Here is a 25,760-nt window from a genome sequence, read left to right as displayed (position 1 = left end):
GCCCATGCCCGGCACCCCACGCTTCCTGACCCTGGCCGACGTCGCCGAGGTGCTGAACACCTCCAGCGCGCAGGTCTACGCGATGGTGCGCCGCGGCGAGCTCGAGGCCATCAAGATCGGCGGCCGCGGCCAGTGGCGCGTCGAGTCCTCGAAGCTCGAGGAGTACATCGCCCGGGCCTACACCGACACCAAGGCCTTCGTCGACGAGCACCCGTTCGTCGAGGACGAGCGGGGCGTCGAGGTCGAGTGACGAGCGGGCCCGCGGGCGCGCTCAGCCGACCTCGGAGTCGAGCACCACGGTCGCCGTCCGCTCCTGGCCGTCGCGGACGTAGGTGAACTCGATTTCCTCGCCCGGCTGGTGGGTGCGGATGGTGACGATGAGCGAGATGCCGTCGACGACGCGCATGCCGTCGACCTGCGTGACGACGTCGCCCGACTCGAGCCCGGCCTCCTCGGCGGGGGTGTCGGGGTTGACCTCCTGCAGGCGGGCGCCCTCGACCGTGCTCGACTCGGCGCCGCCCACCTGGGCGCCGATCACGGGGTAGCGCGCCTCGCCGGTCTTGAGGATCTGGTCGGCGGTGATGCGCACCTGCTCGACCGGGATCGCGAAGCCGACGCCGATGTTGCCGGCCTCGCCATTGGTCGCGCCACCGCTCGTGGCGATGGCGGAGTTGACCCCCACGACCTGACCGCGCAGGTTGACCAGCGGGCCGCCGGAGTTGCCGGGGTTGATCGCGGCGTCGGTCTGAACGGCGTTGATGTACGACGTCTCGTCGCTCTGCCGCCCGGTGCTGACCGGCCGGTTGAGCGCGCTGACGATGCCGGAGGTGACGGTGGCGCTGAGGCCGAGCGGCGAGCCGATCGCGACGACGCCGTCGCCCACACGCAGGAACCGCGACGCACCGAGGGCCGCGGGCTCGAGGTCGACGTCGTCGGGCAGCTGGAGGACGGCGAGGTCGTAGACGGGGCTGCGCCCGACGATGGTGACGGAGTGCGTGTTGCCCTCGTGGTCGACGACCCGCACGGTGCCACCGTCGGCGGCGCCGGCCACCACGTGGTTGTTGGTGATGATGTGGCCGTCCTCGTCGAGCACGAAGCCCGACCCCGTGGCGCCGTCGGCCTGGCCGCCGAGCGAGGCGAGGATCTGCACCGTGCTGGGCAGCATGGTCTCGGCGACCGCCGCGACGCCGCCGTCCTCGACCGGCGGGAGCTCGACGATCTCGTCGTCCTCGAGGCCGCGGTAGGGCGGCGCGGCCTGGTCGGTGGCCTGCTTGTAGACGACGCTGCCGGTGACGCCGCCGATCAGGCCGACGACGAGGGCGAGGAACGCGATGGCCGGCCAGGTCCAGCGGGCGAGGGTGATGCGTCGTTGGCGGCTGGTCGAGGCGGTGTAGTCGACCGGCGCGCCGGCACCCAGGCCGTACGACGGGCTCGACGACCTCTCGGGCGGCGGGCCGGCGGGCATCGGCGTCGTGTGGCCGGCGTAGTCGGACCACGGCTTCGACGGCGCCGGCGGCAGCGGCCGCGACACCGGCGCGAACAGCGGGTCGGACGCCGTCTCGGGCGCCCCGGTCGGGAGCCCGGACAACGGCTGGGTGAGCGCGTCGTCCTGCGGGTCGGCCTGCTGGGCCTCCTGCTGGCTCGGCTGCTCGGGCGCGTGCTGGGACTGCTGCTCGCCCCACGGGTCGTTCAGCGGATCGGCCGGCTGGTGGCCCGGCGGCGGGGGCGGCGGACCCGGCGCCACGCCCTCGTCGGGCTGCCGGTCGGGCTGCTGGTCGTTCACGGTTCCATCATCCCCTGTGCCCGGTAGGGGCGTCGTCACCCGCGTGGTCGGTGCCGGCTCAGCGGCTCAAACGCACGTTGTAGCGCGGCGCGACCTGGCTGGGCGGGGTCTGGACGACGGGCTGCTGCTGACGTTCGGACCGCACCGGTGTCGGCGCGTCGGCGGGCGCCGTGCCGAGGGCCAGCACCCCCATGACGGCGGCGCCGGCGGCACTGCCGCCGATGGCGGCGAAGCCGACCATGCCGCCCACGCTCCGGCGCGGACGCCGGTTGGCGAGGTCGTGCTGCCCCTGCGGGCCGCGCCGGCCCGGGTCGGCGGGCCCGCCGAGGAAGCAGTCGCCCGGCGGCATGCCGAGCAGCATGCCCTTGAGGTGGTCGGGCGCGCACGCGCCGCGATCGTCACCGAACGACAGGGTCGACAGGCGGGTCTTGACCCACCCCTCGCGCTCGACGTCGTCGCGGCAGGTGTGGCAGGTGTGCACGTGGGCCCAGGCGGCGTCGGCCTCGGCAGCGCTCAGCTGGCCGTCGAGCAGGTCGCTGACCCGTCGTCCGAGGTGCCCGGTCATGCCCCGCGCCCCCGACCGGCCGTCTCGGGCGCGCTCGACGGCCCGGAGTAGCGGGCCCGGCCCTCGACCGGGGCCCGGTGGGCGAGCGCGGCACGGAGCATCGCGCGGCCGCGGTGGATGCGCGAGCGGACGGTGCCGAGCTTGGCGCCGAGGATGTTCGCGATCTCCTCGTAGGTCAGGCCCTCGACGTCGCACAGCACGACGGCGACGCGGAAGTCGGGCGGCAGCGTGGCGAGCGCGGTCTCGATGTCGTCGTCGAAGGTGCGGTCGGCGTAGGCGGCGTCGGGTGCCGGCGACGGGCTCGAGAGCCGGTCGGCCCGCTCGTCGGACAGCGCGTCGAAGCGGATGCGCTGCTTGCGGCGGGCCTGGTCGAGGAACAGGTTCGTGGTGATGCGGTGCAGCCAGCCCTCGAACGTACCGGGCGTGTAGGACGACAGCGAGCGGAAGACCCGGACGAAGACCTCCTGCGTGAGGTCCTCGGCGTCGGGGCGGTTGCCCGTGAGCCGGTAGGCGAGCCGGTAGACCCGGTCGGAGTGGCGCTCGACGATCTCGTCCCAGGTCGGCACGCCCTGCTGGGGCGGGTCCTGGAGGTCGGTCACGGCGGTCCTTCGTCGCTGGCGTGGCATCGGCTTGGTCGATCCTGAGTCTGTGGTGGCATGGACGCTAGTGCGTGTGGCTGAACGTTCCCTGTGAGCAACCAACGGACGGCGTACGGCTCGTGTTCCCGGCTCGGTGACCTCCGGAGCGATAGCGTGCGGCTCATGCCGAGCACGCCGACCCCGCCGCTCTCCGCGTCGAGCTGGACCTTCGCCGAGACCTACGTCGAGGAGGACGCCGTCGTCGCCGCGGCGCGGGCCCGGGCCGCCGAGGTCGGCGTCGTCGCGATCGGCAGCGGCGGCGGCGCCGCGCTGCGCTTCCTGGCCGCCGCGCTCGACGCGAGGGCCGTCGTCGAGGTCGGCACCGGTACCGGCGTCTCGGGGCTGTGGCTGCTGCGCGGCATGCACCCCGAGGGCGTGCTCACCACGGTCGACCTCGAGGCCGAGCACCAGCGCCTGGCGCGCGAGGGCTTCGTCGAGGCCGGCATCGCCGCGCAGCGGGTGCGCACCATCGCCGGCGCGGCGCTCGACGTCCTGCCGCGCCTGACCGACGCCCACTACGACATCGTCTTCGCCGACGGCGACAAGGCCGAGTACCCCGCCTACCTGGCCGAGGCCCTCCGCCTGCTCCGCCCCGGCGGCGTCCTGGCCTTTGACAACGCCCTGTGGCACGACAAGGTCGCCGACCCCGCCCAGCGCGACGCCGACACCGTCGCCGTCCGCGACCTGCTCACCGCCGTCGCCGAGCACGACGACCTCGTGCCGTTGCTGCTGCCGGTCGGCGACGGGCTGCTCCTGGCCCGCAAGCGCTGAACCCGGCGGCCCCACCCGTCACACGAATACCCGGTGCACCGGGTGTTCCTGACGTTCCCAGGGGTTGCCACACCTGAGAAGCGCGCGAGCTCCCTGGGCGGCTCGGGCGGTCAGGCGCGCGGCGTCGGCTCGAAGCCGTCCCAGCCCTCGGCGACGGCCATCACCTCGGAGGCCTCGACCAGGATCGGCTCGCTGCCGACGATCCGGGTGCCGGGCGCGTCGGCCTGGCCGGCGACGAACTCGTCGTGGAACGCCGCCCGGGCCTCGGACGTCGCGAACACGTAGTGGCCCTCGAACCACTCCCCCGGCCGGTAGCGCCAGGTCTTGTAGCGCAGGCCGGACATGCCGGTGAAGCGGGCGTGCGACGTGGACTCGACGAACGAGGCGAGCTCGCCGACGACGCCGTCGGGCGCGTCGGCGAGCGACCAGCGGATCGTGAGCGAGCGCACCGGCTAGCTCGTCCCGACCCCGGCGAGCGGGTCGTCGGAGCCGAGCCAGGTGAGCAGCGCGCGCGGGCCGAAGCCGGTGGGACCCTCGGTCCACTCGTGCCGGTCGGCGGGTGCGTCGCCGACCGAGGCGATGTCGAGGTGGGCCCACGGGACGTCGCCCACGAACGCCTTGAGGAACAGCGCAGCCATGATCGCGCCGGGCCCCGAGGGGCCGTTGTCGGCGTCGGCGACCTTCGAGGCCAGCTTGTCCTGGTAGCCCGCGTGCAGCGGCATGCGCCAGAACGGCTCGCCGGCCGACTCGCCCGAGGCGAGGATCGCTGCGGCGAGGGCGTCGTCGGTGGCGAACAGGCCGCCGACCTGCTGGCCGAGGCCGACCTTGATGGCGCCCGTGAGCGTGGCGACGTCGACGACGGCCGCGGGCTTGAGCTCGGCGACGGCGTAGGCGAGCGCGTCGGCCATGACCAGCCGGCCCTCGGCGTCGGTGTTGGTGACCTCGGTCGTGCGGCCGCCGTAGTGGCGCAGGACGTCGCCCGGCCGGGTCGCGCTGCCCGAGATCGCGTTCTCGGCGGCCGGCACGAGCCCGACCACGCGCACGGGGCAGTCGACGGCGGCGAGGGCGGCCATGGTGGCCAGCACCACGGCGCCGCCGGTCATGTCGCGCTTCATGGCGACCATCGACGCGGCCGGCTTGATGGAGTAGCCGCCGGAGTCGAAGGTGATGCCCTTGCCGACCAGCACGACGGTCTTCGTGCGGCGGTTGGCCTTCGGCGGGGTGTAGTCGAGCCGGATCAGGCGCGGCGGCGTGGCCGAGCCCTGGCCGACGCCGAGGATGCCGCCGAAGCCCTCGGCGGCGAGCTGCTCGTCGTCCCAGACCCTGACCTCGAGACCCGCGGCGGCGGCGAGCTCCTCGGCCTGCTCGGCCAGCCAGGCGGGCGACTTGAGGTTGGACGGCACGGTGGCCAGGGTGCGCGAGCGCCACCCGGCGCCGCCGAGGGCGACGGCCCGGGCCAGCAGCTCCTGGTCGGCGTCGACGGTCTCGGACGGCGACCCGGCCAGCACGAGCCGGGCGACCGGGACGTGCTCGGGCGCCTCGGCGCGCCAGGCGAAGGCGAACGCGCCGAGCATCGCCCCCACGACGACGGCCTCGATGCCGTCGGGGTCGAGGGTGGCGATGGTGGTGGCGACGGCGGCGCGGTCGCGCGTGGCGCGGGCGATGGCCGCGCCGGCGCGCCGCAGGTCGGTGGGCGTGCCGGCGCCGACGCCGACCAGCAGCACGACCCGCAGCTCGGCGTTGACCGGACCGCCGAGCGGCACCGGGACGACGGCGACCTCGCCGGCCTTGCCGGTGGCCTGGAGGGCCTCGGCGAGGTCGAGCAGGTCGAGCCCGAGGTGATCGCCGAGGTCGGCGGCACCGGGCCCGAGGACGACGCCGCCACCGACGCCGGCGTCAGCGTCGTCGTCGGCCGGGTGGACCGGCAGCGCGACCACGTCGACGCCCGTCAGTGCGTGCAGCGGCTGCGCGGTCAGCGCCACCTCCGGCGGCGAGACCTGGGCCGGCAGGACCGGGCGGACCGTGGTGCCCGAGGTCACCCGACCACGTCGTCGAGGGCCTTGCCCAAGGCGGCGGCCTCGTCGGCGTTGAGCTCGACCACGAGCCGGCCGCCGCCCTCGAGCGGCACGCGCATGACGATGCCGCGGCCTTCCTTGGTGACCTCCAGCGGACCGTCGCCGGTCCGCGGCTTCATAGCCGCCATGCGGCACCTCTTTCGTCGAGTCTCATCGAACCGAGCGCGGCGGTGCCGCCGACGCTCGTGTGGCCTCCATTATCCCCCATGGCAGCTCGTCGGTGCACCACAACGTCCCGATGACTGCCGACGACGTCGCGCCGGAGCCGGCGCCGGGCAGTGGCAGACTCCCCGCCATGACCGACTCCCCCGTGCTCCTCGACCTCACCGACGGGGTCGCCACCATCACGCTCAACCGGCCCGACGCGATGAACAGCCTCGACGTCGCGACCAAGGAGCTGCTGCTCGAGACCGTCACGACCGTGGCGGCCGACCCGGCCGCGCGCGTCGTCGTCCTCACCGGGTCCGGCCGCTCGTTCTGCACGGGCCAGGACCTCAAGGAGCACATCCGTCTGCTGGAGAACGGCGGCAGCGACGAGCTGTTCACCACGGTCGAGCGTCACTACAACCCGATCGTCACCGCGCTGGCCGGCATGGAGAAGCCGGTGATCGCGAAGGTCAACGGTGTCGCGGCCGGCGCCGGCGCGTCGCTGTCGTTCGCCTGCGACCTGCGCATCGTGGCCGACACCGCGGGCTTCAACCTCGCCTTCGCCAACGTCGCCCTGTCGTGCGACACCGGCGCCTCCTACCACCTGCCGCTGCTGGTCGGGCGGGCCAAGGCGATGGAGCTGCTGTACTTCCCGCGCACGGTCGGGGCCGACGAGGCGCTCACCCTCGGCCTGGCCACGCAGGTGGTGCCGGGCGACGAGCTCGACGCCGTCGTCGCCGACCTCGCCGGTCGCCTCGCCGCCGGCCCGACGGTGGCCTTCGGGGCCATGCGCCGCTCGGTCAACCACGCGGCCGGCGTCGGCCTGGCCGAGGCGATCGAGCTCGAGAGCGCGATGATGACCAAGACCGGCGCGACCGCCGACCACCGCGCCGCCGTCGCGGCCTTCGTGGCCAAGCAGAAGCCGGTCTTCGAGGGCCGCTGACCCCTACCTACCGCACACCCGCCGCCGGCGCGGCCGCGACCGGCCCGCGTCCGGCGCCGAAGATGCGCAGCACCTGGTCGGGCACGGTGCGCGTGAGGTGGGTGCGCGACGGGCTGACGCCGTACTCGACGGTGAGCGCGACGCCGTCGAAGTGGTGGTTGAACCAGCCGGTCATGGTGCCGTGGCACACGCCGCCGCAGTCGAGTCGCCGCTCGGGCAGCCCGAGCGCGCGGGCGACCTGGCGCGCGAACGCCGGGCGCTTCGTGTCGGTGTCGACGCCGTCCAGCGGCTGGTGGAAGCTCAGCAGGTAGTCGGGGTCGACCTCGCGCAGGAACCGCATCGCCGCACGGGTCTCGGGCTCGGACGCCGGCCGCGCGCCCGACTCGTAGTTGCCGTCGAGGTCGGCCCAGCGGTAGGGGAAGTTGCGGTTGAGGTCGACGCCGCGCGCGTTCTTGCGGGTTCCCCGCTGCAGCCCGTCGGGGTTGTAGACCGGCACGACCCACAGGTCGATGCCGGAGACCTGTGGACCGTCGACGAGCGCGCGGAGCGCGTGCCGGGTGTCGCGCTCGTTGCCGTGCATCGTCGAGAACAGCACGACGCGGTCACGCCGCCGGGTCACCTGCGGGTCGGCGAGGTGGAAGGCGCGGATCGGCCGGCCCTCGACCGTGCGGCCGATCACCTCGGTCTCGAAGACGGCGCGCCGGGGTGCGGCGGCCGCCGCGGGCGCGGCAGGGACGGCGAGCCCGGAGGCCACCACGGACACCAGGGTGGCCAGGACGACGAGCAGACGACGTGTCGGACGGGACATCAGACCGCCTTGGTCAGGTAGGCGTAGGTGAACACGACGACCCCGACCACCATGCCGAGGTGGCCGAGCAACGACAGGCCGGGTCCGCTCGACCAGGAGTCCTCGACGACGCCGGAGGCGTGCCGGCCGCGGGCGGGCAGCCAGCGCATCAGGATCAGCAGGCCGGCGAGGACGACGATCCACCAGAACACCAGCCCGGCGAGCCCGACGAGCGTCGAGGTGCTCTCGGAGACGTGGCCCTCGATGAACAGGAACGGCACCCAGAAGCCGAGGGCGAGCACGCCGGCGACGGTGTGGACGGCAACGGGGCCACGCGCGATGTCGACACGACCGGCTCCGGTGCGCCGGCGTCGCAGGCGGACCCGCGTGAGCACGACGACCACCGCCGCCAGTGCGGTCAGCACGTGGACGATCAGCGGCGACATGCCCGGCAGTGTCTCACCCGGGTGGGACGTCGTCCCGGGGGCGCTCCGCGGAGGTCGCGGTCGCCGCGTCAGGCGTGGGCCCGGCGGGCTTGCCGAGGTCGACCGGCGGCGCCGGCTGGTCGGCGGGCTGCGCGTCCTGCTCGGGCCGCCACGCCTCGTGCGCCTCCAGCTGGGTGGCGAGGCGGCCGAGGAGGGCGTCGACCTCCGACATCCGGTAGCCGCGGAACGTGAGCGAGAACCGGACGCGGCGCAGGTCGCGCCCGGCGAGGTCGCCGGTGGCCGGCACGAGGGCGTCGGGGCGGTCGTCGTACTCCTCGACCATCGGCGCGCCCCGACCGGCCGCGACGAGCGCGATGGCGCCCATGACGACCACGACGACGACGCCGAAGAACCAGGTCACGGCGTCGTCCGCGACTCGGTCATCAGGGCGACGGCCTCGTCGACGTCGTCGGTGAGGACGAGCCGGTCGAGGTCGGACTCGGAGATCTTGCCGTCGGCGAGCACGGTGCCGCGCAGCCAGTCGAGCAGTCCCGACCAGTAGTCGGTGCCGAGCAGGACGACGGGGAACGAGCTCACCTTCTGCGTCTGGGCGAGGGTGAGCGCCTCGAACATCTCGTCGAGGGTGCCGAGGCCGCCGGGCAGCACCACGAAACCCTGGCTGTACTTGACGAACATGGTCTTGCGCACGAAGAAGTAGCGGAAGTTGATGCCGACGTCGACCCACTCGTTGAGCCCCGACTCGAACGGCAGCTCGATGCCGAGCCCGACGCTGAGGCCGCCGGCCTCGCACGCGCCCTTGTTGGCCGCCTCCATCGCGCCCGGGCCGCCGCCGGTGATGACGGCGAAGCCGGCCTCGACGAGCTTGCGCCCGACCTCCTCGCCCTGCGCGTACGACGGGTGGTCGGACGGCGTGCGCGCCGAGCCGAACACGCAGACGGCGGGCCCGAGGTCGGCCAGGGCCCCGAAGCCCTCGACGAACTCGGACTGGATGCGGAGCACGCGCCACGGGTCGGTGTGCACCCAGTCGGTGGGTCCACGCGAGTCGAGCAGGCGCTGGTCGGTGGTCGAGCCGTCGACCTGGGCGCGGCGCTGGATCACGGGGCCCTTCGACTTCGACTTCACGCCAGCCACTCCTTCAGCACCTTCTCGCAGTGCTCGATCTGGGCGACCGGCACGAACTCCTCCTGCTTGTGGGCCAGCATCGGGTCGCCGGGGCCGAAGTTGACCGCCGGCACGCCGAGCACGGTGAACCGGGCGACGTCGGTCCAGCCGAACTTCGGGTTGACGACGCCGCCGACGGCCTCGACGAACTGCTGCGCCGCCGGCCGGTCGAGGCCGGGCAGCGCCCCGGGGGCGGTGTCGGTGAGCCGGACGTCGAAGCCGTCGAAGAACTCGCGCACGAACGCCTCGGCCTCGGCCTCGGACCGGTCGGGGGCGAAGCGGAAGTTGACCTCGACGACGCACTCGTCGGGCAGCACGTTGCCGGCGACGCCGCCGCGGATCGAGACCGCGTTGAGGCCCTCGTGGTACTCGAGGCCGTCGATCACCGGACGCCGCGCCTCGTAGCCGTTGAGCCGGGCGAGCACCTCGGCGGCCCCGTGGATGGCGTTGACGCCCTTCCACGACCGCGCCGAGTGCGCCCGCTCGCCGACGGTGCGCACCTCGACGCGCAGCGTGCCCTGGCACCCGGCCTCGACGACGCCGTCGGAGGGCTCCATGAGGATCGCGAAGTCGGCGGCGAGCAGGTCGGGGTCGCTCCGCGAGAGCTTGTTGAGCCCGTTGAACTCCGAGTCGATCTCCTCGCCCTCGTAGAGCACGAACGTGACGTCGCGCGACGGCTCGGGCACCGTGGCGGCGAGCCGGAGGATGACGGCGTCGCCGCCCTTCATGTCGCAGGTGCCGAGGCCGTGCAACAGCCCGGCGGCCTCGTCGAGCCGGCTCGGGAGGTTGTCGTTGAGCGGCACGGTGTCGAGGTGCCCGGCGATGACGACGCGCTCGGCGCGGCCGAGGTCGGTGCGCGCCACGACCGTGTGGCCGCGGCGGGTCACGGTGAGGTGCGGCAGCGCGGTGAGCGCGGCCTCGACGGCGTCGGCGATCGTCTGCTCGCCGAGGCTGACCGACTCGATGTCGACGAGCTGGCGGGTCAGCGAGACGGCGTCGGTGGTCAGGTCGAGGACCGGCGTCGGTGGCATGGCGCCAGTCAATCATCGGCGGGTGCACTGGCCCCATCGGGCCATTCCGGCGGGTGGTTCGCGGTCCTACCGTCGCGCCATCACCCGACTGCGCTCCCTGCTGTCCCCGCCCATGATCGTGGCCCTGCTCGCGCTCGTCGTCGCGCTCGGCGGCACGTCGTACGCCGCCGTCAAGCTGCCGCGCAACAGCGTCGGGTCGCCCCAGGTCACGAACGGCTCGATCACCTCCGCCGACGTCAAGGACCGCAGCCTGCGGGCCGTCGACTTCGCACAGAACCAGCTGCCGGCAGGCCCAACAGGCCCAGCGGGTCCGGCAGGTCTGGCGGGTGCCACCGGACCCACGGGGCCGGCCGGCAGCCCGGCCAGCGCTGTCTTCACGGGCCGCGCCGACCTTCCCGGCAGCAATCGCAACGTGTCCCTCGACGGGAGGATCGTCACCAGCAACATCAACCTCGCCTCGACGAAGGCGCCGGCCGTCGCCACCACGCTGCAACAGTTCACCGCCGACATCGAGCCGGCACAGCCGGGCGGCACCGGCCGGGCGTTCAACCTCATCGTCGACGGCCAGCCGTTCCCCCTGTGCTCGTTCACCGCGCCGGCAACCGCGTGTGCGATGGCACCGGGCGCCTCCGTGGCGATCCCGGCCGGGGCCCGCATCTACCTGGCGGTCTTCTACACCGCCACGAGCGCCAGCGCCGACGTCACGACCGTGCGCTGGGGCGGCACCCTCGGCACCGTCGGCACCGGCTGAGACGGCTCGCGGGGACGGGCGTGCCAAGCGCGAGCTCTGCTCGCGCAGTCCGAGACGGCGTGCCGCGAGGCCGTCTCGGTGCGTGACGAGGGTGCGGCCGGAGCGACGAAGGAGCGGAGGACGTGCCCTCGGCGGGTGCCGAGGTCGGCCTCCTCAGGCGGCGCGCCACGCGCGAGCTCCGCTCGCGCCATCAGACAGCGAAGACGCAGAACTCGTTGCCCTCGGGGTCGGCGAGCGTCGTCCAGCCGGGCAGCTCCCAGAGCACGGTCGCGCCGTGGGCGAGCACCTCGGCGACGTCGCCCACGACGTCCCAGTGCACCCGGCTCGGCTCGCTGCGGGGCTCGGGGACGTCGTTGAAGTCGAGGGTGAACCGGTCGTCGACGGCGACGCCCCCGAGCGTGAACCACGACTCCTCCTCGACCGCCTCGACCCCGAACAGCCCGCCCCACCAGCGCGCGAGGCCCGCCGCGTCGGCACAGTCGACGCCGATGCCGTGCACGCGGTAGTCGGGCACTGCCCGGCCGCGCTCGAAGGCGCAGAACTCGGTGCCCTCGGGGTCGGTCATCGTCGTCCAGCCGAACCCGGTCTCGGACGACGGCGCGACCACCGAGGCGCCCAGCGCGACGAGGTCGTCGACGGAGTCGCAGTCGACGTCGAGGTGCCGGCGGGTCTTGGCCCGCTTCGGCCGGTCGACGCCGTTGACCCACACGCCGTGGCGCGGGGTGGGGCCGGCGAGGAAGCGGTGGTCGACCGGCCCGGTGACCTCGAGACCGCTGACCGCGCCCCAGAACCGCGACACGGCGTCGACGTCGAGTGCGTCGAGGCACAGGTCCTTCCACGTCACGATGGCCATCGCAGCAGTCAAGCAGGGTTCCCCGCGGCGGGCACGGGTAGGAGGACGTCATGCGAGTCCTCATCGCCCTCGGCGTCTTCGCTGCCGGCATGGTCGCGCTGGTCGTCGGGTTCGTCGTGCTGAACCTCGTCATCTGGAACGACGAGCCGCTCGACTGCGACACGGTGACCCTGCCCGAGCCCGGCGAGTGGCAGGCGCTCGACCTCGGCGACAAGTACACCGTCTCGACCGACCTCGGGGCGTGCGGTCGCCTCGACGGCCTGACGTCGTCGGAGGTGACCGAGCTGTTCGGCACCCCCGACGGCGACGAGTACGAGTCCGACGGCACCCGCGTGCTGATCTACGTCTTCGACCCCGACGACGACCCCGGCGACGCCGACGAGCTGCGCTTCTTCGTCGACGACGACCGCGTCTCGGAGACCGAGGTCGTCACCAGCAGCGGCTGAGGAGTCAGGCCCGGGAGACCTCCACGATCACCGGCTCGCCGTCGCCCACGGTCGCGGACGCCTCGGAGGGGCCCGCGGTGCCGACGACCATCTCGTACGACGTCGCCAGGGTCTCCCCGGTGATCAGGGCCTCGTGGTCACGGACGGCGTCGGCGACGGCCTGGCTGCCGGTCACCACGAGCGCGATGCGGTCGGACACGTCGAGGCCGGCGTCGCGACGGGCCTGCTGGACGGCGCGCACCAGGTCGCGGGCGAGACCCTCGGCGGCCAGCTCGGGCGTGACCGCGGTGTCGAGGACGACGAACCCGCCCCCCGGGAGCACGCCGACGGCGGTGTCGGAGTCGGACGACCCGGCCACCGTCTCGAGGGTGTACTCGCCCTCGACGAGCGCGAGGCCGCCGGCGGTGACGGTGCCGTCGTCGGCGACCGACCAGTCCCCCGACTTCGAGCCCTTGATGGCGACCTGGACCTCGCGGCCGAGGCGCGGGCCTGCGGCACGGGCGTTGACGGTGAGCTTCTGCTCGACGCCGTAGGCGGCCGCGTCGTCGCTGTCGGCGGCGACGAGGTGCACGGCCTTGACGTTGACCTCGTCGGCGACGATCGACTCAAAGCCCTGCAGGGACGCCGGGTCGGCGACGACCACGGTGAGCGCCGCCAGCGGGAGCCGGTTGCGCAGCGAGGCCGCCTTGCGCAGGGCCGAGGTGGCCGAGCAGACCTCGCGCACGAGGTCCATCGACGCCACCAGCGCGTCGTCCTCGGGCAGCTCGGAGACGCTCGGCCAGTCGGTCAGGTGCACCGACCGCCCGCCGGTCAGGCCCTGCCAGACCTCCTCGGTGGTCAGCGGCAGCAGCGGCGCCGTGACCCGGCAGACCGTCTCGAGCACGGTGTGGAGCGTGCCGAAGGCGGCGGCGTCCTCGCCGAAGAACCGGTCGCGCGAGCGGCGGATGTACCAGTTGGTCAGCACGTCGAGGAACGAGCGCGTGGCGTCGCAGGCGTCGGCGACGGCGTAGGCGTCGAAGGCCGTCGTGGCCGCCTCGACGAACTGGCGGCACTTGGCCAGCACGTAGCGGTCGAGCGGGTGGTCGGAGTCGGTCGACCCGCCCACCTCGACCCCGGCGGCGTTGGCGTAGAGCTGCTGGAAGTACCAGCTGTTCCACAGCGGGATCATCACCTGGCGCACCGAGTCGCGGATGCCCTGCTCGGTGACGACGAGGTTGCCGCCGCGCAGGATCGGGCTCGACATCAGGAACCAGCGCATGGCGTCGGCGCCGTCGCGGTCGAAGACCTCGCTGACGTCGGGGTAGTTGCGCAGCGACTTCGACATCTTGTTGCCGTCGGAGCCGAGCACGATGCCGTGGCTGATGCAGTTGCTGAAGGCCGGCTTGTCGAAGATGCCGGAGGCCAGGATGTGCAGCGTGTAGAACCAGCCGCGCGTCTGGCCGATGTACTCGACGATGAAGTCGGCCGGGAAGTGGCCCTTGGCCTCGGCGGTGCCGTCGAACCAGTCCTTGTTCTCGAACGGGTAGTGCACCTGGGCGTAGCTCATCGAGCCCGAGTCGAACCAGACGTCGAGGACGTCGGAGACGCGGCGCATCGTCGACCGCTCCCCCTCGGGCCGCGGGTCGTCGGGGTTGGGCCGGGTCAGCTCGTCGACGAACGGACGGTGCAGGTCGGGCTCGCCGTCCTTGTTGCGCGGCAGGCGCCCGAAGTCGCGCTCGATCTCGGCGAACGAGCCGTAGACGTCGACGCGCGGGTAGGCGGCGTCGTCGCTCACCCACACCGGCACCGGGCTGCCCCAGAAGCGGTTGCGGGTGATCGACCAGTCGCGGGCGTTCTCGAGCCACTTGCCGAACTGGCCGTCCTGGATGTGGTCGGGCACCCAGTTGATCTGCTGGTTGAGCTCGAGCATGCGGTCCTTGAACGCCGTCACCTCGACGAACCACGACGAGACCCCCTTGTAGATCAGGGGCTCGCGGCACCGCCAGCAGTGCGGGTAGGAGTGGTCGTAGGTCTCGCGGCGCAGCAGCACGGTGCCCGGCGTCACCGACGCCGCGGCCTCGCCGCGGGTGGCGGCCTTGAGGTCGTCGATGATCTGCAGGTTGGCGTCGAAGACCAGCTGGCCCTCGTAGTCGCCGACCGGGTGGGTGAAGCGGCCGTCCTTGCCGACCGGCATGACCGCCTCGATGCCCTCGCGGTCGGTCACCTCCTTGTCGACCTCACCGAAGGCGCCGGCGGTGTGCACGAGGCCGACACCGTCGGTGGTGGTGACGGCCTCGTCGGCGGCCACGACGCGGAAGGCGCGCTCGCGCCCGGCGTAGTAGGTGAACGGCGGCTCGTAGGTGCTGTCGACGAGGTCGGCGCCGGTGAAGCGCGCCACGACCTCCGGTGCGTCGCCGAGCTCGCGCGCGTAGGCCGCCAGCCGGGCCTCGGCGATGAGGTAGCGGGCGGTGGACTCCGTGCCCGGCACCGGCGCCTCGACGACGACGTAGTCGATCTCGGAGCCGACCATGATGGCCAGGTTCGACGGCAGGGTCCACGGGGTCGTCGTCCAGACCAGGGCCAGCGCGCCCTCGGCCGGGCCGCTGGTCAGGCGCAGGCCGACGGTGACGGCGGGGTCCTGACGGTTCTGGTAGACGTCGTCGTCCATGCGCAGCTCGTGGTTCGACAGCGGCGTCTCGTCGTTCCAGCAGTAGGGCAGCACACGGAAGCCCTCGTAGACCCAGCCCTTGTCGTAGAGCTGCTTGAACGCCCAGATCACCGACTCCATGTAGTCGGCGTTCATGGTGCGGTAGTCGTTGTCGAAGTCGACCCAGCGGGCCTGGCGGGTCACGTAGTCGCGCCACTCGCCGGTGTACTTCATCACCGACTGCCGGCACGCCTCGTTGAACTCCGCGATGCCCATCTCGACGATCTCGTCGGTGGTCTTGATGCCGTTGAGGCGCATCGCCTCGAGCTCGGCGGGCAGGCCGTGGGTGTCCCAGCCGAAGCGCCGCTCGACCTTCTTGCCCCGCATGGTCTGGTAGCGCGGGACGACGTCCTTGACGTAGCCGGTGAGCAGGTGGCCGTAGTGCGGCAGCCCGTTGGCGAACGGCGGGCCGTCGTAGAAGACGAACTCGTTGGCGCCGTCGGCCCCGGCGTCGCGCGCGTCGATCGAGGCCTGGAAGGTGCCGTCGGTGCGCCAGAAGTCGAGGATGCGCTCCTCGATCTCCGGGAAGCGCGGGCTCGAGGGCACGCGGCGGTCGGGGTCGTTCTTGGGGTAGGCCATCCGGGGCTCCTGCTGGGGTCGTACGACTCGGGGAACTCACGAGGACGACGGGGGCCGCGGTACCACCTCGCTTGCCGCCGTCGAGGACGGCGACCGCTTCGTTGGGTCCGGTTCTAGTGAGGTGCCCGCTGGCGTGCGGGACCCGTTCTTCCGGGAGGCTCGCCGCTGATGACGGCTCAGGCGCCTGTGCCCCACCAGGATAGGGACCGCCGGGCCCAACTGCTAAACGGGTTCTTTGCCTGCCCTTGAGGCTCGGTTCGCCCGGCCTTGTGCCGGCTCGTCGCACGCTGACGGCGTCATCGTCGAACGCTGTCCGCAGCAGACTGGAGATCCTCGTGAACGTCCGCACCCGCACCGCCGCCCTCGTGCTCGCCGGCGCCCCGCTCGCCCTCGCCCTCGTGGCCTGCGGCAGCGACGACGGCGACACCGGGGCGCGCACCGACACCGCCCCGGCGGCCGCCGAGGTCGCCTCCTCCGAGCCCGCCCAGGCGACGACCACCTCGCCCACCACCTCCGCAGCGCCGGACGACGACACCGTGCTCGCGGCCGCCCGCACGGCGCTCGCCGAGCTCGACGGCACCGTGGTCGCCATCGACCGCGAGAGCGGCGGCTGGGACGTCACCGTCGTGACCAGCGCCGACGCCCCCGAGCGCGACCTGCTCGTCAGCCTCGACGGCACGACCGTCGAGCGCGGCCCGGTCGACGACCGCGACGACGACGCCGACGACCGGGCCGAGCGGGACACGCTGCTCGCCGAGACCCGCGTCGACCTCGTCGCCGCCGTCGGCCTCGCCCGGGCCGAGGTGCCCGGCTCACCGGTCGACAGCGTCGAGCTCGACCTCGACGACGCCCGCGCGACGTGGCAGGTCCAGCTCGGCTACGACGACACGGCCGACCAGCACGAGGTCACGATCGACGCCGCCACCGGCGACGTGCTGCGCGTCGAGCGCGACGACTGAGCAGCTCGCTGATCGAGGTGCGAGGCCGCCTGCGGCCGAGCCTCGAGATCACCCGACCGACGGCTGCTGCTTCAGCAGGTGCAGCAGCCAGTCTCGACCGGTGTCGACCAGCGCGTAGCGGCGCACGCCGTCCTGGCCGTGGAGGTCGAAGACGAAGCGCCGCTCGGTGCGGTCGACCAGCGTCCACGTGCCGTGGTCGGCGATCGTCTTGTGCTCGTCGGTGTAGGTGGCGTGGTCGAGGTCGTGGTCGGCGACCGCGACGGCGAGCCGGTCGTGCCGGCTGTCGGTCGGCAGCCCCTTCGGCACCGCCCACGACCGCAGCACGCCGTCCTCCTCGAGCCGCAGGTCGACGTGCGGTCGCGGACGGCGGTGGTCGTGCAGCACGAAGACCGGGTCAGCCACCCGACTCATCGTGCCGCACCGACCCGCTGCTCAACGACGGCGCGAGGCGGTGAAGCGCTCGACGGCGAAGCACGCGGCCGGGCCGGCGTAGGAGAACCGGCCCTGCGTGACCTTGCCGCCGGCGATGCGCAGCTGGAGCCGCGCGGTGTAGAGGCGGCCCTTCTCCTTCGCCACCACGATGCCGTTGCGCGGCACGCCGACCGTGCGGAAGCTGTAGGTGTTGTAGGTCGTGGTGGGGATGTCCGGGTAGCCGCCGCACCGCGTCGTCGTCCGCACCCGGAAGCCGCGGATCTTGCCGCCCGACACCGAGAACGTGGTGTCGCCGTCGGCGCTGCGGTAGGTGCCCGGGCGCGGTCGGGCCGGCGCCTTCGCGCGGGCGACGCGCACGCTGCGCGACGCCGTGGCGCCCCCGCCGGACGCCGTCAGCCTCAACGTCGTCGCACGCTTGCCGGTCAGGCGCACCCGGACCTGGACGGTGGTGTCGTCGTCGTCGCGCACGACCCCGACCGGCGTGGGTCGCACCTGGACGCCCCGTCCGCTGCCGCGCAGCACGACCCGCGCGGCGTCGGCCCGGCCGCGGTTGGCGACGGTGACCTCGATCGTCGTCCACACGCCGCGCACCAGGCGGAGCGCGCGCGCGTCGAGGAGCTGGACCCCGGTGACGGCGAGCACCGGACGGGCGGGGACGTCGGTCAGCTCGCCGATGAGCACCGAGCGCACCGAGCCGTCGGAGGCGTCGCCGTTCGTGTCGAGGTCGAGGACGGCGAACGCACAGTCCCAGTCCTGGTAGCCGAAACGGCGCTCGGTGGCGACGAGCCGCAGCGTGCGCCCGCTGCGGGTGAACCCGTTCGACGGCGACGTCGTGTCGGTGCGCAGCTCGAGGTCGCCCTGGCAGGACCGGCCGGCGTCGAGGTGGCCGAACGTGACCCGGAGGTACGACGTCGTCCCGGCGACCGGCTCGGCGTCGAGCACGAACGTGCCACTGACGCGGTCGAGGTACAGGTCCTGGCGCACGGAGGCGCTCGCGAGGCGACGGGCCCCGGTGCCCGGCGCGTCGGGTCGGAAGGTCAGGGCGCCGACGCGCGCGTCGATCAGTGCGGCGGCGGCCGGCGACCCGGGCAGCACGGCGAGGGTGACGGCGGCGAGCGCCACGACGAGGGGGGCGACCAGGAACCTCTTCACGGCCGGTACGACGACCGGGGTCGGACCAAGGTTCCCGATGGTGCCGGCGATGCTCGAGGCGGGAGCATGGCGGCATGCACGTCACCGATCCCGAGCCGTTGCGCGGCGAGCGCGCCGTCCTGCTCGACTACCTGCAGCACTTCCGCACGACCTTCGAGCGCCAGCTCGAGGGCCTCGACGCCGAGCAGCTCGCCACCCGCGCCGTGCCGCCGTCGTCGATGTCGCTGCTCGGGCTGCTGCGCCACCTCGCCGCCGTCGAGTACTCGTGGTGCCACCGGGTGATGGAGCGTCGTCTCGACCGGCCGAAGATGTGGGGCAAGGACGAGCACCCCGACGCCGACTTCGACGGCGCCGTGGCCGACCCGGCCGTCGTCGAGGAGGCCTGGACGACGTGGCGCACCGAGGTCGCGCACGCCGAGGAATGGGTGGCGTCCGCGGAGTCGCTCGACGTGCTCGGTGACCACCCCGACGGCGACCTCGAGCTGCGCGAGGTGCTGGTGCACCTCATCGAGGAGTACGCGCGCCACTGCGGTCATGCCGACCTGCTGCGCGAGTGCCTCGACGGGCGCACCGGGCTGTGAGGCGCCCGAGGGCGCCCGGCCGAGCCGGACGCCCTCGTGGCGGGTGCTGCGTCGGGGGTCAGCGTGAGCGGACCTTGGTGACCAGGCGGACCTTGTAGTCGCGTGAGGAGAAGATGTAGATGATCTTGCCGTTGCCGCGACCGGTCAGGCGCACCTGGATCGACCGGTTCTTGCGCTGGCCGGGCTTGAGCGAGCCGAGCTTCTTCTTGTAGCGGACGGCGACCGGCCCGCGGGTCTTCACCTTCAGGCGCACGTTGGGCGCGGTGGCGATGGTCTGCCGGCTGTTGCTGATCGAGTAGCGGACCTTCTTGTAGCGGGCCGAGGTGAGGCTCGCACGCCGCACCACGACGCCGAACGACGGCTTCTGGCGCACGTTGTTGATGCGGGCGGCCTGGACGACGTCGTAGTACGAGGTCTCGGTCTGCAGGGTGACCGCGATGACGCAGTTCCAGCCGAGCGCGGTCGCCTGCGGGCGCGCGCCGAAGACGCGGATGCGGTTGCCGTTCGCGTAGTCGGTGGTGCGGAGCTTGAGGTTGGCGCCGGCCGGGGACGCGCAGAACCCGTTCTGCACCCGACCGAAGCCGGCGACGAGGTAGACGGGGGTGGTCGGCGTGGCGCGGAGCGCGGCATCGACGTAGAGGTTGTTGGTGCCGCGGTCGATCCTGATCTGGGCACTGGCGATCTGGAACTGGGCCTCGCCGGACGGGGTCCCGTAGTGGGCCGTGGCGACGGCGCCTCGCAGGCGGACCGGCCACCGCTTCGTCCGCTTGCGCTCGGGCGCCGGGGCGAGCGTGCGGGCCGAGGCGCCGGCGCCGAGCGGCACCGAGAGGCTGGTCGTGGACGACGGGGCCACGCGCTGGTGGCCCGCGGTGAGATCGGCCGACCGGGCCGCGCGGAGGGAGGTGGCCGACGAGGCGGCCGACGAGGCGGCCGACTCCGAGCCGGCGGTGGCCGGCTGGGCGGAGGCGGTGCCGGGAACAGCGGTGAACGACAGGGCGATCGCCGTCGTGAGGGCGAGGAGGCGGGAGGGACGAGGCATGGGCGCATCCTGCCGTGGCGGGGCCGGATCGAAACCCGCCGCCCCGGACGAATTCCGGCGGCGCCACCTCCTAGGGTGGACGCCGTGACGCAGTCCGCACCTGATCGCCCCGCCGGCGCCGCCGGGCACGCCCTCGTGACGCTCGACGCCGACGGCGTCGTCCTCGACGCCTGGTTCCCCGCGCCGCGCCTGGGCGCCGACGCCGACGCCGGCCCCGTGCCCGAGGGCCTCGACGCCCTCGCCGTCCCCGACGACGTCCGGCGCGTGACCCGTGAGGTGCGCCTCGTCGAGATCGCCGACCTCGACGCCGCGCCGACGACGACCGACGACGTCTGGCTGCGCCTGCACCTGCTCTCCCACCGCCTCGTCGCCCCGCACGGGCTCTCGCTCGAGGGCCAGTTCGGGCTGCTCGCCAACGTCGTGTGGACCTCCGCCGGACCGTGCGCCGTCGCCGGGTTCGAGCTCACCCGCGCCCGCCTCCGCGCCTCCGGCGCCCACGTGAGCGTCTACGGCGTCGACAAGTTCCCGCGCATGGTCGACTACGTCGTGCCGTCCGGGGTGCGCATCGGCGACGCCGACCGGGTGCGCCTCGGCGCCCACCTGGCCGAGGGCACGACCGTCATGCACGAGGGGTTCGTCAACTTCAACGCCGGCACCCTGGGCGCCTCGATGGTCGAGGGCCGCATCTCCGCCGGCGTCGTCGTCGGCAACGGCTCCGACGTCGGCGGCGGCGCCTCCATCATGGGCACCCTGTCGGGCGGCGGCACCCAGGTCATCTCGGTCGGCGAGCGCTGCCTGATCGGCGCCAACGCCGGCATCGGCATCTCGCTCGGCGACGACTGCGTCGTCGAGGCCGGCTGCTACGTCACCGCCGGCACCAAGGTCACCGTGCGCGACCGCGACGACAAGCCCGCCGTGATCAAGGCCGTCGAGCTCTCGGGCCACGACAACGTGCTCTTCCGCCGCAACTCGGTCTCCGGCGCGATCGAGGCCGTGCCGTGGAAGGGCGACGGCATCGCGCTCAACGAGGCCCTGCACAGTAATTGATGGCTCGCTGCGCGAGCCGCGCCCAGCTGCCGTCTTCTCTCCTCGCTCGCTCGGGGGCTCGCTGCGCGTCGCCCCCGATTCGCTCGTCGGTCAGACGCCAGCGCGCGGCCCGCTCCGCTTCGCGGCAGTTGTCGTCGGCTCGTGGTGCCGTCGAGATAGCGCTCTGTCGGCCTGCTTGAGCGGCGCCCGGGCACCTGAGAATCTCTCAGCCACCTGACCGGCACACTCGCTGCATGAGGAGGGGCGTCGTACCGGTCGTGGTCTCGCTGGCCGCGCTCGTGGTGGCCGGCAGCCTGGTCGTGGTCGTCGCCCGATCGCTCGACCTGCCCTTCCTCGGTGGTGGCAGCGACCGCTGCACGGCGTCGGTCGCCGAGCGCACGGTCGAGGTGAGCCTCGAGCAGGCCGAGAACGCCGCGCTGATCGCGGCGGTGGCCGAGCGCCGTGGCCTGCCGCCGCGCGCGGTGTCGATCGCGCTCGCGACGGCCTACCAGGAGTCCGACCTCGTCAACGTGACCTACGGCGACCGCGACTCGCTCGGGCTGTTCCAGCAGCGTCCGTCGCAGGGGTGGGGCACCGAGGAGGAGGTGCAGGACGCGCTCTACGCGACCAACGCCTTCTACGACGCCCTCGTAAGGGTGCCCGACTACGGCTCGATGGAGATCACCGACGCCGCCCAGACCGTGCAGCGCTCGGCGTACCCGCGCGCCTACGCCGACCACGAGGACGACGCCCGCGTGCTCGCCTCGGCCCTGTCGGGCCAGACCGGCGCCGCCTTCGCCTGCGACCTGCGCGACGAGCCCGACGAGGCCGACCCGGCCCTCACCGACCGCGGGCTCACCGGGCGCGCCGACGCCGTCCGCCGCGACCTGCAGCGCGCGTTCGGCGACCAGCCCCTCGGCGGGTTCTCGCCCGAGGGCGTCTCGACCGGCCACATCCCCGGCTCGGCGCACTACGACGGGCGGGCGATCGACGTCTTCTTCCGCCCGATCAGCGAGGAGAACACCGACCGCGGCTGGGCCACCGCCCACTACCTCGTCGCCAACGCCAGCCGGCTCCAGATCCGCACGATCATCTTCGACGGCCGCATCTGGGTGGCCGGACGCGACGACGCGTGGCGCGACTACGACGCCCCCGACCGCGCCGGCGACCGCGCCGTCCTCGAGCACCGCGACCACGTGCACGTCGACGTCCACCGCTAGCAGGACGCCTCGACAACGACAGTCGTGAACTATGCCGGTGCGGTCTCGAGGCCGTCGCCGGTCCGTCTGACGACGACCGGTCCGGTACCGACCAGCGCGGCATCGAGGTCCGGACACGGTGTCCAGCGAAGTTCCGGCTGCCGGACGACGGCGGCGCCGTCGGCCACCCGTCCGAGGTGCTCGGCGAGCCGGTCGGGCTCGGTCAGCTCGTGCCGGTAGGCCAGCAGCAGCTCGATCGCGTCGTCGAGCATCGGCGCGAGCGCGGCGGCGTTGTCGGTGAGCATGTTGCGCGTGCGCAGCGCGTCGCGACCAGCGACCCGGGTGCCGTCGCGGAACGAGCCGGCGGCGAGCAGGGCGGCAGCCCGGTCCCCGGCGCCCTCGGCCAGCTCGAGCAGGGCGTTGGCGAGCACGTGGGGCAGGTGGCTCACGTGGGCGACGGCGCGGTCGTGGGCGTCTGCGTCGAGCACCACGACGCTCGCCTCGAACACCTCGGTCAGCCAGGCGACGACGGGCGCCACCGGTCCGGGCCCGCGGGTCACGGCCCACGTCGCGCCGACGAGCAGGTCGGCCGAGGAGTGCTCGAAGCCGCTGTGCTCGGTGCCGGCCATCGGGTGCGCGCCGACGTAGCGGCCGTCGAGCCCTGCGGACGACGCCGCCTCCGCCACGGTGCCCTTGACGCTGCCGACGTCGACCACGACGGCGTCCGGTGCCTGCACGGCCACGTCGGCGAGCACCGACGGCATCGCGTCGAGCGGGACGGCGACCACCACGAGGTCGGCCTCGACCGGCACCGAGCGGGTCGGTGAGACCCCCGGGTCGACGACGGCGGTCTCGACACCGAGCGCCGCGAGCCGCCGGACGACGGAGCCGCCGATGAGACCGGCGCCCACGACGGCGACCCGCGAGAACGTCACCGGGGGTGTCATCGCGCGGCCAGCTCGTGCAGCGGCGAGATCCTCCCGAGGGCCCGCGCGGTGGTGCCGAGCTCGGCCCACTCGGCCCGCATGGCCTCGAAGTCGTCGGCGGTGAAGGTGCCCGAGAGGAAGAGCAGGAACGTGAAGATGCCCGGGGTGGCCGGGACCGGGCGGGTGACGAGGTTGGTCATGTTGACGCCGCGCTGCTCGAGCACGCCGAGCATGCGTCGCAGGATGCCGGCCACGTTGGCGTCGGGCAGCAGGCTGACGAGCAGGCCGTCGTCGCCGTCGGCCCGCACCGGGAGCCGGCTGGCCGAGACGAGCGCGAACTGGGTGAGGGCCGAGACGTTGTCCTCGACGGCGGAGGCCACGGTGTGCAGGTCGTAGAGCGAGCCGCAGATGGCCGGTCCGAGGCCGATCTCGCCAGGGCCGAGGTCGCGGCAGGCGGCCGCCGTCGACGGCGCCTCGCGGACGCCGAGGCCCTGCGCCTCGATCCAGGCGCGGCACTGCGCGAGCGCGTGCGGGTGCGAGACGACGACGAGCGCGGGCACCGACGGGTCGCGCGTGTAGGCCTCGAAGGAGATCGGCAGCACGACGCTGTCGACGATCGACAGCGACGGCCGCTGCAGCAGCGCGTCGAGGGTCGGGACGACGACGCCGTTGACCGAGTTGTCGATGGGCACGACGGCGTACGCCGCCGCGCCGGTCTCGACCGCGGTCAGGGCCTCGGCCTGGTCGATCGCCTCGACGGCCTCGGCGTCGGGCCGCAGCGCCACGACCGCCTGGTGGGTGAAGGTGCCCGACGGCCCGAGGTAGGTGACCTTCACCGGGCCGGCTCGACCGGCTCGACCGGCTCGACCTGCTCGAACGCGGCCAGCACGCGGCTGCCGAAGCCGACCGCGGACAGGGCCTCCTGCAGCGCGGTCACCCGGGCGGCGTCGGCGCGGAAGCCGATGTGGAAGTCGTGGTGGCCGGCGCCCAACGGGTCGCTGTGCAGGAAGTCGAGGTCGATGCCGAGCGCGCTGACCTGCTCGAGGGCGACCATGAGCGTGCCCGCGGTCTCGCGCTCGGGACGCATCGAGAGCCACGCGGCGTCGACGGCGGCGTGCTCGAGCGGGGCCCGGGTGAGCAGGCCGAAGGTGAGCGGACGCAGCTGCTCGAGGAAGCCGACGATGAGCACGTCGTCGGGCCGCAGCTCGTCGACGTCGACGACGGCCGAGCCGACCTCCTCGCCGGCGGCGAGCAGCTCGTCGGTGGTGGCGTCGTCGGGCAGCACCCGGAAGCCGACGCCGGCGCGGCGCATCGCCTCGAGCACGTCGGAGTAGGTCTGCTGCCGCAGCGCGACGCCCTGGGCGTCGGCGGTGCTGCCGCCGAGCCGGGTCCAGCGCCACGGCGAGGGCAGCGAGGTGACGCTGCTGAGCCGCAGCTCGGGGGCCAGGGAGTTGAGGCCGCGGAGCAGCCGCAGCGGCGGCGAGGTCGGGTCGCCGATGCGCACGAGCGCCTCGACGTCGTGGGCGACGTCGATGGTCGCCATCAGCTCGTCGTAGCCCTCGAGCCCGACGAGGAAGTCGCTGCCGCTCCAGCCGAGCGCCTCGCGCACGCGCGCGACCAGCGTCGGCGGGTCGGTGCTCGGGTGGGCGAGCGAGCGGGTCAGCGGCAGGAGCGTCATGCCGCCAGTCTCGCAGCCACCGTGGCCACCGCGTCGTCGGTGGTGGTGAGCGCGAGACGCACGTGCTGCCCACCGGTCGGCCCGTAGGAGGCGCCGTCGACGACGACGATGCCGCGGTCGGCGAACCAGCCGGCCGTCTCGTGGCTCGGCTCGTCGCGGGTGAGCCACAGGTAGAGGCCGGCCTCGCTGTGGTCGATGCGGAACCCGGCAGCGGTGACGGCCGCGCGCAGGGCGTCGCGGCGGGTGCCGTAGCGGGCGCGCTGCTCGGCGACGTGGATCTCGTCGTCGAGCGCGGCGACAGCGGCGGCCTGCTGCGGGCCGGGCAGCATCAGCCCGAGGTCGCGGCGGACGGCGGTCAGCCGGGCGACCAGGGCGGCGTCGCCGGCCACGAAGCCGATGCGGTAGCCGGCCAGGTTCGACCGCTTGCTCAGCGAGTGCACGGCGAGCAGCCCCTCGCTCGAGCCGCCGCTCACCTCGGGGTGCAGCACGCTCACCGCCTCGGCCTCCCAGCCGAGGTCGAGGTAGCACTCGTCGGAGACCAGCAGCGTGCCGAGCGCCCGGCACTCGGCGACCAGGGCGGCCAGGGTGGCGCGCGGCAGCACCCGGCCCGTCGGGTTGCTCGGCGAGTTGACCCACAGCAGCGCGGGCGGGCCGGACGCCGAGCGGGCGTGGTCCCGGAGGTCCTCGAGCGAGTCGACGCGGAGGACGTCGCGACCGGCCAGGGCGGCGCCGACGGCGTAGGTCGGGTAGGCCAGGCCCGGGATCGCGACGGGCCCGGAGCGGTCGGGGTCGAGCCCGAGCAGCGGCAGGCTGCCGATGAGCTCCTTGCTGCCGACGGTGGGCAGCGCCTGCTCGGCGGCGAGGCCGACGACCCCGTGGAGTCGCTCGAGCCAGGCCAGGTAGGTCTCGCGCACGCCCGGTCGGCCGACCGTCAGCGGGTAGCCGGGCCAGTCGGCGGCCTCGGCGAGCGCGCGTCCGACGACCTCGGGGGTGGGGTCGACCGGGGCGCCGACCGACAGGTCGACGACGTCACCGGTACCGGCCATGGCCGCGCGCGCCCGTTGGCGCAGCGCGGCGACCCCGGCGTGCCACCCCGGCTGACCCGG

At 73.6% G+C, this 25,760-nt stretch carries 29 protein-coding genes; 9 read left to right on the top strand and 20 right to left on the bottom strand.

Annotated features, from left to right (window positions below; translation table 11 throughout):
• Positions 1–4 precede the first annotated feature (4 nt).
• Entirely contained in the window at positions 5–250 is a 246-nt protein-coding gene (locus ABFT23_RS06440) for a helix-turn-helix domain-containing protein (RefSeq protein ID WP_347893422.1), read from the top strand.
• 21 nt (positions 251–271) lie between these two features.
• Here the strand turns inward: ABFT23_RS06440 and ABFT23_RS06435 are convergent, their stop codons facing one another.
• The 3 genes from ABFT23_RS06435 to sigE are packed head-to-tail and all read right to left on the bottom strand — an operon-like array spanning position 272 to position 2,947.
• On the bottom strand, positions 272–1,783 hold the full coding sequence (locus tag ABFT23_RS06435) for a S1C family serine protease (RefSeq protein ID WP_347893420.1): 1,512 nt from the start codon (positions 1,781–1,783) through the stop codon (positions 272–274).
• A gap of 58 nt (positions 1,784–1,841) precedes the next feature.
• Complete coding sequence (locus ABFT23_RS06430; protein WP_347893418.1) at positions 1,842–2,348, bottom strand: hypothetical protein; 507 nt, start codon at positions 2,346–2,348, stop codon at positions 1,842–1,844.
• Positions 2,345–2,947 carry an RNA polymerase sigma factor SigE gene (sigE, locus tag ABFT23_RS06425; protein WP_457623059.1) on the bottom strand — a complete coding sequence of 201 codons (603 nt, stop codon included), beginning with the start codon at positions 2,945–2,947 and terminating at the stop codon, positions 2,345–2,347. The genes ABFT23_RS06430 and sigE overlap by 4 nt, the downstream gene beginning before the upstream one ends.
• Positions 2,948–3,109: 162 nt before the next feature.
• On the opposite strand from sigE, the gene ABFT23_RS06420 reads away from it, so the two are divergent.
• Positions 3,110–3,757 carry an O-methyltransferase gene (locus ABFT23_RS06420; protein ID WP_347893414.1) on the top strand — a complete coding sequence of 216 codons (648 nt, stop codon included), beginning with the start codon at positions 3,110–3,112 and terminating at the stop codon, positions 3,755–3,757.
• A 110-nt stretch (positions 3,758–3,867) separates the two neighbouring features.
• On the opposite strand, the gene ABFT23_RS06415 is transcribed toward ABFT23_RS06420, so the two are convergent.
• From ABFT23_RS06415 to ABFT23_RS06405, 3 genes are read right to left on the bottom strand one after another with little or no spacing between them, the layout of a single operon-like run.
• Positions 3,868–4,206, bottom strand: coding sequence for a hypothetical protein (locus ABFT23_RS06415; protein WP_347893412.1), 339 nt, complete (start codon positions 4,204–4,206; stop codon positions 3,868–3,870).
• A gap of 3 nt (positions 4,207–4,209) precedes the next feature.
• Positions 4,210–5,796: a leucyl aminopeptidase gene (locus ABFT23_RS06410; RefSeq protein WP_347893410.1), complete on the bottom strand. Its 1,587-nt coding sequence runs from the start codon at positions 5,794–5,796 to the stop codon at positions 4,210–4,212.
• Positions 5,793–5,960, bottom strand: coding sequence for a DUF3117 domain-containing protein (locus ABFT23_RS06405; RefSeq protein WP_347893408.1), 168 nt, complete (start codon positions 5,958–5,960; stop codon positions 5,793–5,795). The genes ABFT23_RS06410 and ABFT23_RS06405 overlap by 4 nt, the downstream gene beginning before the upstream one ends.
• Positions 5,961–6,127: 167 nt before the next feature.
• Between ABFT23_RS06405 and ABFT23_RS06400 the strand changes: the two genes are divergently transcribed.
• Positions 6,128–6,922: an enoyl-CoA hydratase/isomerase family protein gene (locus ABFT23_RS06400; protein ID WP_347893406.1), complete on the top strand. Its 795-nt coding sequence runs from the start codon at positions 6,128–6,130 to the stop codon at positions 6,920–6,922.
• Between the two features lie 7 nt (positions 6,923–6,929).
• Here ABFT23_RS06400 and ABFT23_RS06395 read toward each other — a convergent pair whose 3' ends face one another.
• The 5 genes from ABFT23_RS06395 to dapE are packed head-to-tail and all read right to left on the bottom strand — an operon-like array spanning position 6,930 to position 10,347.
• Positions 6,930–7,730: a M14 family zinc carboxypeptidase gene (locus tag ABFT23_RS06395; protein WP_347893404.1), complete on the bottom strand. Its 801-nt coding sequence runs from the start codon at positions 7,728–7,730 to the stop codon at positions 6,930–6,932.
• Complete coding sequence (locus ABFT23_RS06390) at positions 7,730–8,155, bottom strand: hypothetical protein (RefSeq protein WP_347893402.1); 426 nt, start codon at positions 8,153–8,155, stop codon at positions 7,730–7,732. The genes ABFT23_RS06395 and ABFT23_RS06390 overlap by 1 nt, the downstream gene beginning before the upstream one ends.
• 13 nt (positions 8,156–8,168) lie before the next feature.
• Complete coding sequence (locus tag ABFT23_RS06385; protein WP_347893400.1) at positions 8,169–8,555, bottom strand: DivIVA domain-containing protein; 387 nt, start codon at positions 8,553–8,555, stop codon at positions 8,169–8,171.
• A complete protein-coding gene (locus ABFT23_RS06380; protein ID WP_347893398.1) occupies positions 8,552–9,277 on the bottom strand; it encodes an LOG family protein in 726 nt (241 codons plus the stop codon). Before ABFT23_RS06380 ends, ABFT23_RS06385 begins: the two co-directional genes overlap by 4 nt.
• The gene (gene dapE, locus ABFT23_RS06375) at positions 9,274–10,347 is read right to left on the bottom strand and encodes a succinyl-diaminopimelate desuccinylase (RefSeq protein ID WP_347893397.1); all 1,074 of its coding nucleotides are present in this window, start codon (positions 10,345–10,347) and stop codon (positions 9,274–9,276) included. The genes ABFT23_RS06380 and dapE overlap by 4 nt, the downstream gene beginning before the upstream one ends.
• A gap of 112 nt (positions 10,348–10,459) precedes the next feature.
• Here dapE and ABFT23_RS06370 point away from each other — a divergent pair, with 112 nt between their 5' ends.
• Positions 10,460–11,098, top strand: a complete 639-nt coding sequence (locus ABFT23_RS06370; protein WP_347893395.1) for a hypothetical protein — start codon at positions 10,460–10,462, stop codon at positions 11,096–11,098.
• Positions 11,099–11,288: 190 nt separating this feature from the next.
• On the opposite strand, the gene ABFT23_RS06365 is transcribed toward ABFT23_RS06370, so the two are convergent.
• Positions 11,289–11,951 (bottom strand): VOC family protein, encoded by a 663-nt coding sequence (locus ABFT23_RS06365; RefSeq protein WP_347893393.1) that lies wholly within the window; start codon positions 11,949–11,951, stop codon positions 11,289–11,291.
• A gap of 50 nt (positions 11,952–12,001) precedes the next feature.
• Between ABFT23_RS06365 and ABFT23_RS06360 the strand changes: the two genes are divergently transcribed.
• Positions 12,002–12,397, top strand: a complete 396-nt coding sequence (locus ABFT23_RS06360) for a hypothetical protein (protein WP_347893391.1) — start codon at positions 12,002–12,004, stop codon at positions 12,395–12,397.
• 4 nt (positions 12,398–12,401) lie between these two features.
• On the opposite strand, the gene ileS is transcribed toward ABFT23_RS06360, so the two are convergent.
• The gene (ileS, locus tag ABFT23_RS06355; RefSeq protein WP_347893389.1) at positions 12,402–15,662 is read right to left on the bottom strand and encodes an isoleucine--tRNA ligase; all 3,261 of its coding nucleotides are present in this window, start codon (positions 15,660–15,662) and stop codon (positions 12,402–12,404) included.
• A gap of 335 nt (positions 15,663–15,997) precedes the next feature.
• On the opposite strand from ileS, the gene ABFT23_RS06350 reads away from it, so the two are divergent.
• Positions 15,998–16,621 carry a PepSY domain-containing protein gene (locus ABFT23_RS06350; protein WP_347893387.1) on the top strand — a complete coding sequence of 208 codons (624 nt, stop codon included), beginning with the start codon at positions 15,998–16,000 and terminating at the stop codon, positions 16,619–16,621.
• Between the two features lie 48 nt (positions 16,622–16,669).
• Here ABFT23_RS06350 and ABFT23_RS06345 read toward each other — a convergent pair whose 3' ends face one another.
• Together ABFT23_RS06345 and ABFT23_RS06340 are read right to left on the bottom strand one after the other, a co-directional pair.
• Positions 16,670–17,023, bottom strand: a complete 354-nt coding sequence (locus ABFT23_RS06345) for a DNA polymerase ligase N-terminal domain-containing protein (RefSeq protein ID WP_347893385.1) — start codon at positions 17,021–17,023, stop codon at positions 16,670–16,672.
• Between the two features lie 30 nt (positions 17,024–17,053).
• Complete coding sequence (locus tag ABFT23_RS06340) at positions 17,054–18,205, bottom strand: hypothetical protein (RefSeq protein WP_347893384.1); 1,152 nt, start codon at positions 18,203–18,205, stop codon at positions 17,054–17,056.
• 74 nt (positions 18,206–18,279) lie between these two features.
• Here ABFT23_RS06340 and ABFT23_RS06335 point away from each other — a divergent pair, with 74 nt between their 5' ends.
• The gene (locus ABFT23_RS06335; protein ID WP_347893382.1) at positions 18,280–18,786 is read left to right on the top strand and encodes a DinB family protein; all 507 of its coding nucleotides are present in this window, start codon (positions 18,280–18,282) and stop codon (positions 18,784–18,786) included.
• A 58-nt stretch (positions 18,787–18,844) separates the two neighbouring features.
• Here the strand turns inward: ABFT23_RS06335 and ABFT23_RS06330 are convergent, their stop codons facing one another.
• Entirely contained in the window at positions 18,845–19,825 is a 981-nt protein-coding gene (locus tag ABFT23_RS06330; RefSeq protein WP_347893380.1) for a hypothetical protein, read from the bottom strand.
• Between the two features lie 84 nt (positions 19,826–19,909).
• Between ABFT23_RS06330 and dapD the strand changes: the two genes are divergently transcribed.
• The gene (gene dapD / locus ABFT23_RS06325) at positions 19,910–20,872 is read left to right on the top strand and encodes a 2,3,4,5-tetrahydropyridine-2,6-dicarboxylate N-succinyltransferase (RefSeq protein ID WP_347893378.1); all 963 of its coding nucleotides are present in this window, start codon (positions 19,910–19,912) and stop codon (positions 20,870–20,872) included.
• Positions 20,873–21,105: 233 nt separating this feature from the next.
• On the top strand, positions 21,106–22,071 hold the full coding sequence (locus tag ABFT23_RS06320) for a hypothetical protein (RefSeq protein WP_347893376.1): 966 nt from the start codon (positions 21,106–21,108) through the stop codon (positions 22,069–22,071).
• A gap of 29 nt (positions 22,072–22,100) precedes the next feature.
• Here the strand turns inward: ABFT23_RS06320 and ABFT23_RS06315 are convergent, their stop codons facing one another.
• From ABFT23_RS06315 to dapC, 4 genes are read right to left on the bottom strand one after another with little or no spacing between them, the layout of a single operon-like run.
• Complete coding sequence (locus ABFT23_RS06315) at positions 22,101–22,985, bottom strand: prephenate dehydrogenase (protein ID WP_347893374.1); 885 nt, start codon at positions 22,983–22,985, stop codon at positions 22,101–22,103.
• An 8-nt stretch (positions 22,986–22,993) separates the two neighbouring features.
• Positions 22,994–23,812, bottom strand: coding sequence for a prephenate dehydratase (locus ABFT23_RS06310; RefSeq protein WP_347893372.1), 819 nt, complete (start codon positions 23,810–23,812; stop codon positions 22,994–22,996).
• A complete protein-coding gene (locus tag ABFT23_RS06305) occupies positions 23,809–24,654 on the bottom strand; it encodes a hypothetical protein (protein WP_347893370.1) in 846 nt (281 codons plus the stop codon). Before ABFT23_RS06305 ends, ABFT23_RS06310 begins: the two co-directional genes overlap by 4 nt.
• Entirely contained in the window at positions 24,651–25,724 is a 1,074-nt protein-coding gene (gene dapC, locus ABFT23_RS06300; protein WP_347894025.1) for a succinyldiaminopimelate transaminase, read from the bottom strand. Before dapC ends, ABFT23_RS06305 begins: the two co-directional genes overlap by 4 nt.
• Positions 25,725–25,760 lie beyond the last annotated feature (36 nt).

This window comes from Nocardioides secundeburneus (genome assembly GCF_039939255.1).
Lineage (GTDB): Bacteria > Actinomycetota > Actinomycetes > Propionibacteriales > Nocardioidaceae > Nocardioides.
Note: the sequence above shows the minus strand (reverse complement) of the source record. Positions and strands in the feature narration are given on the sequence as shown.

Bases quoted from the DNA above. Each gene is read 5' to 3' on its own strand.
- ABFT23_RS06335 (WP_347893382.1), top strand. From the start codon at position 18,280: ATGCACGTCACCGATCCCGAGCCGTTGCGCGGCGAGCGCGCCGTCCTG.
- ABFT23_RS06430 (WP_347893418.1), bottom strand. From the start codon at position 2,348: ATGACCGGGCACCTCGGACGACGGGTCAGCGACCTGCTCGACGGCCAG.
- ABFT23_RS06395 (WP_347893404.1), bottom strand. From the start codon at position 7,730: ATGTCCCGTCCGACACGTCGTCTGCTCGTCGTCCTGGCCACCCTGGTG.
- ABFT23_RS06400 (WP_347893406.1), top strand. From the start codon at position 6,128: ATGACCGACTCCCCCGTGCTCCTCGACCTCACCGACGGGGTCGCCACC.
- ABFT23_RS06405 (WP_347893408.1), bottom strand. From the start codon at position 5,960: ATGGCGGCTATGAAGCCGCGGACCGGCGACGGTCCGCTGGAGGTCACC.
- ABFT23_RS06320 (WP_347893376.1), top strand. From the start codon at position 21,106: ATGAGGAGGGGCGTCGTACCGGTCGTGGTCTCGCTGGCCGCGCTCGTG.
- ABFT23_RS06440 (WP_347893422.1), top strand. From the start codon at position 5: ATGCCCGGCACCCCACGCTTCCTGACCCTGGCCGACGTCGCCGAGGTG.
- ABFT23_RS06420 (WP_347893414.1), top strand. From the start codon at position 3,110: ATGCCGAGCACGCCGACCCCGCCGCTCTCCGCGTCGAGCTGGACCTTC.
- ABFT23_RS06370 (WP_347893395.1), top strand. From the start codon at position 10,460: ATGATCGTGGCCCTGCTCGCGCTCGTCGTCGCGCTCGGCGGCACGTCG.
- ABFT23_RS06330 (WP_347893380.1), bottom strand. From the start codon at position 19,825: ATGCCTCGTCCCTCCCGCCTCCTCGCCCTCACGACGGCGATCGCCCTG.
- ABFT23_RS06305 (WP_347893370.1), bottom strand. From the start codon at position 24,654: ATGACGCTCCTGCCGCTGACCCGCTCGCTCGCCCACCCGAGCACCGAC.
- ileS (WP_347893389.1), bottom strand. From the start codon at position 15,662: ATGGCCTACCCCAAGAACGACCCCGACCGCCGCGTGCCCTCGAGCCCG.
- ABFT23_RS06365 (WP_347893393.1), bottom strand. From the start codon at position 11,951: ATGGCCATCGTGACGTGGAAGGACCTGTGCCTCGACGCACTCGACGTC.
- ABFT23_RS06360 (WP_347893391.1), top strand. From the start codon at position 12,002: ATGCGAGTCCTCATCGCCCTCGGCGTCTTCGCTGCCGGCATGGTCGCG.
- ABFT23_RS06390 (WP_347893402.1), bottom strand. From the start codon at position 8,155: ATGTCGCCGCTGATCGTCCACGTGCTGACCGCACTGGCGGCGGTGGTC.
- dapE (WP_347893397.1), bottom strand. From the start codon at position 10,347: ATGCCACCGACGCCGGTCCTCGACCTGACCACCGACGCCGTCTCGCTG.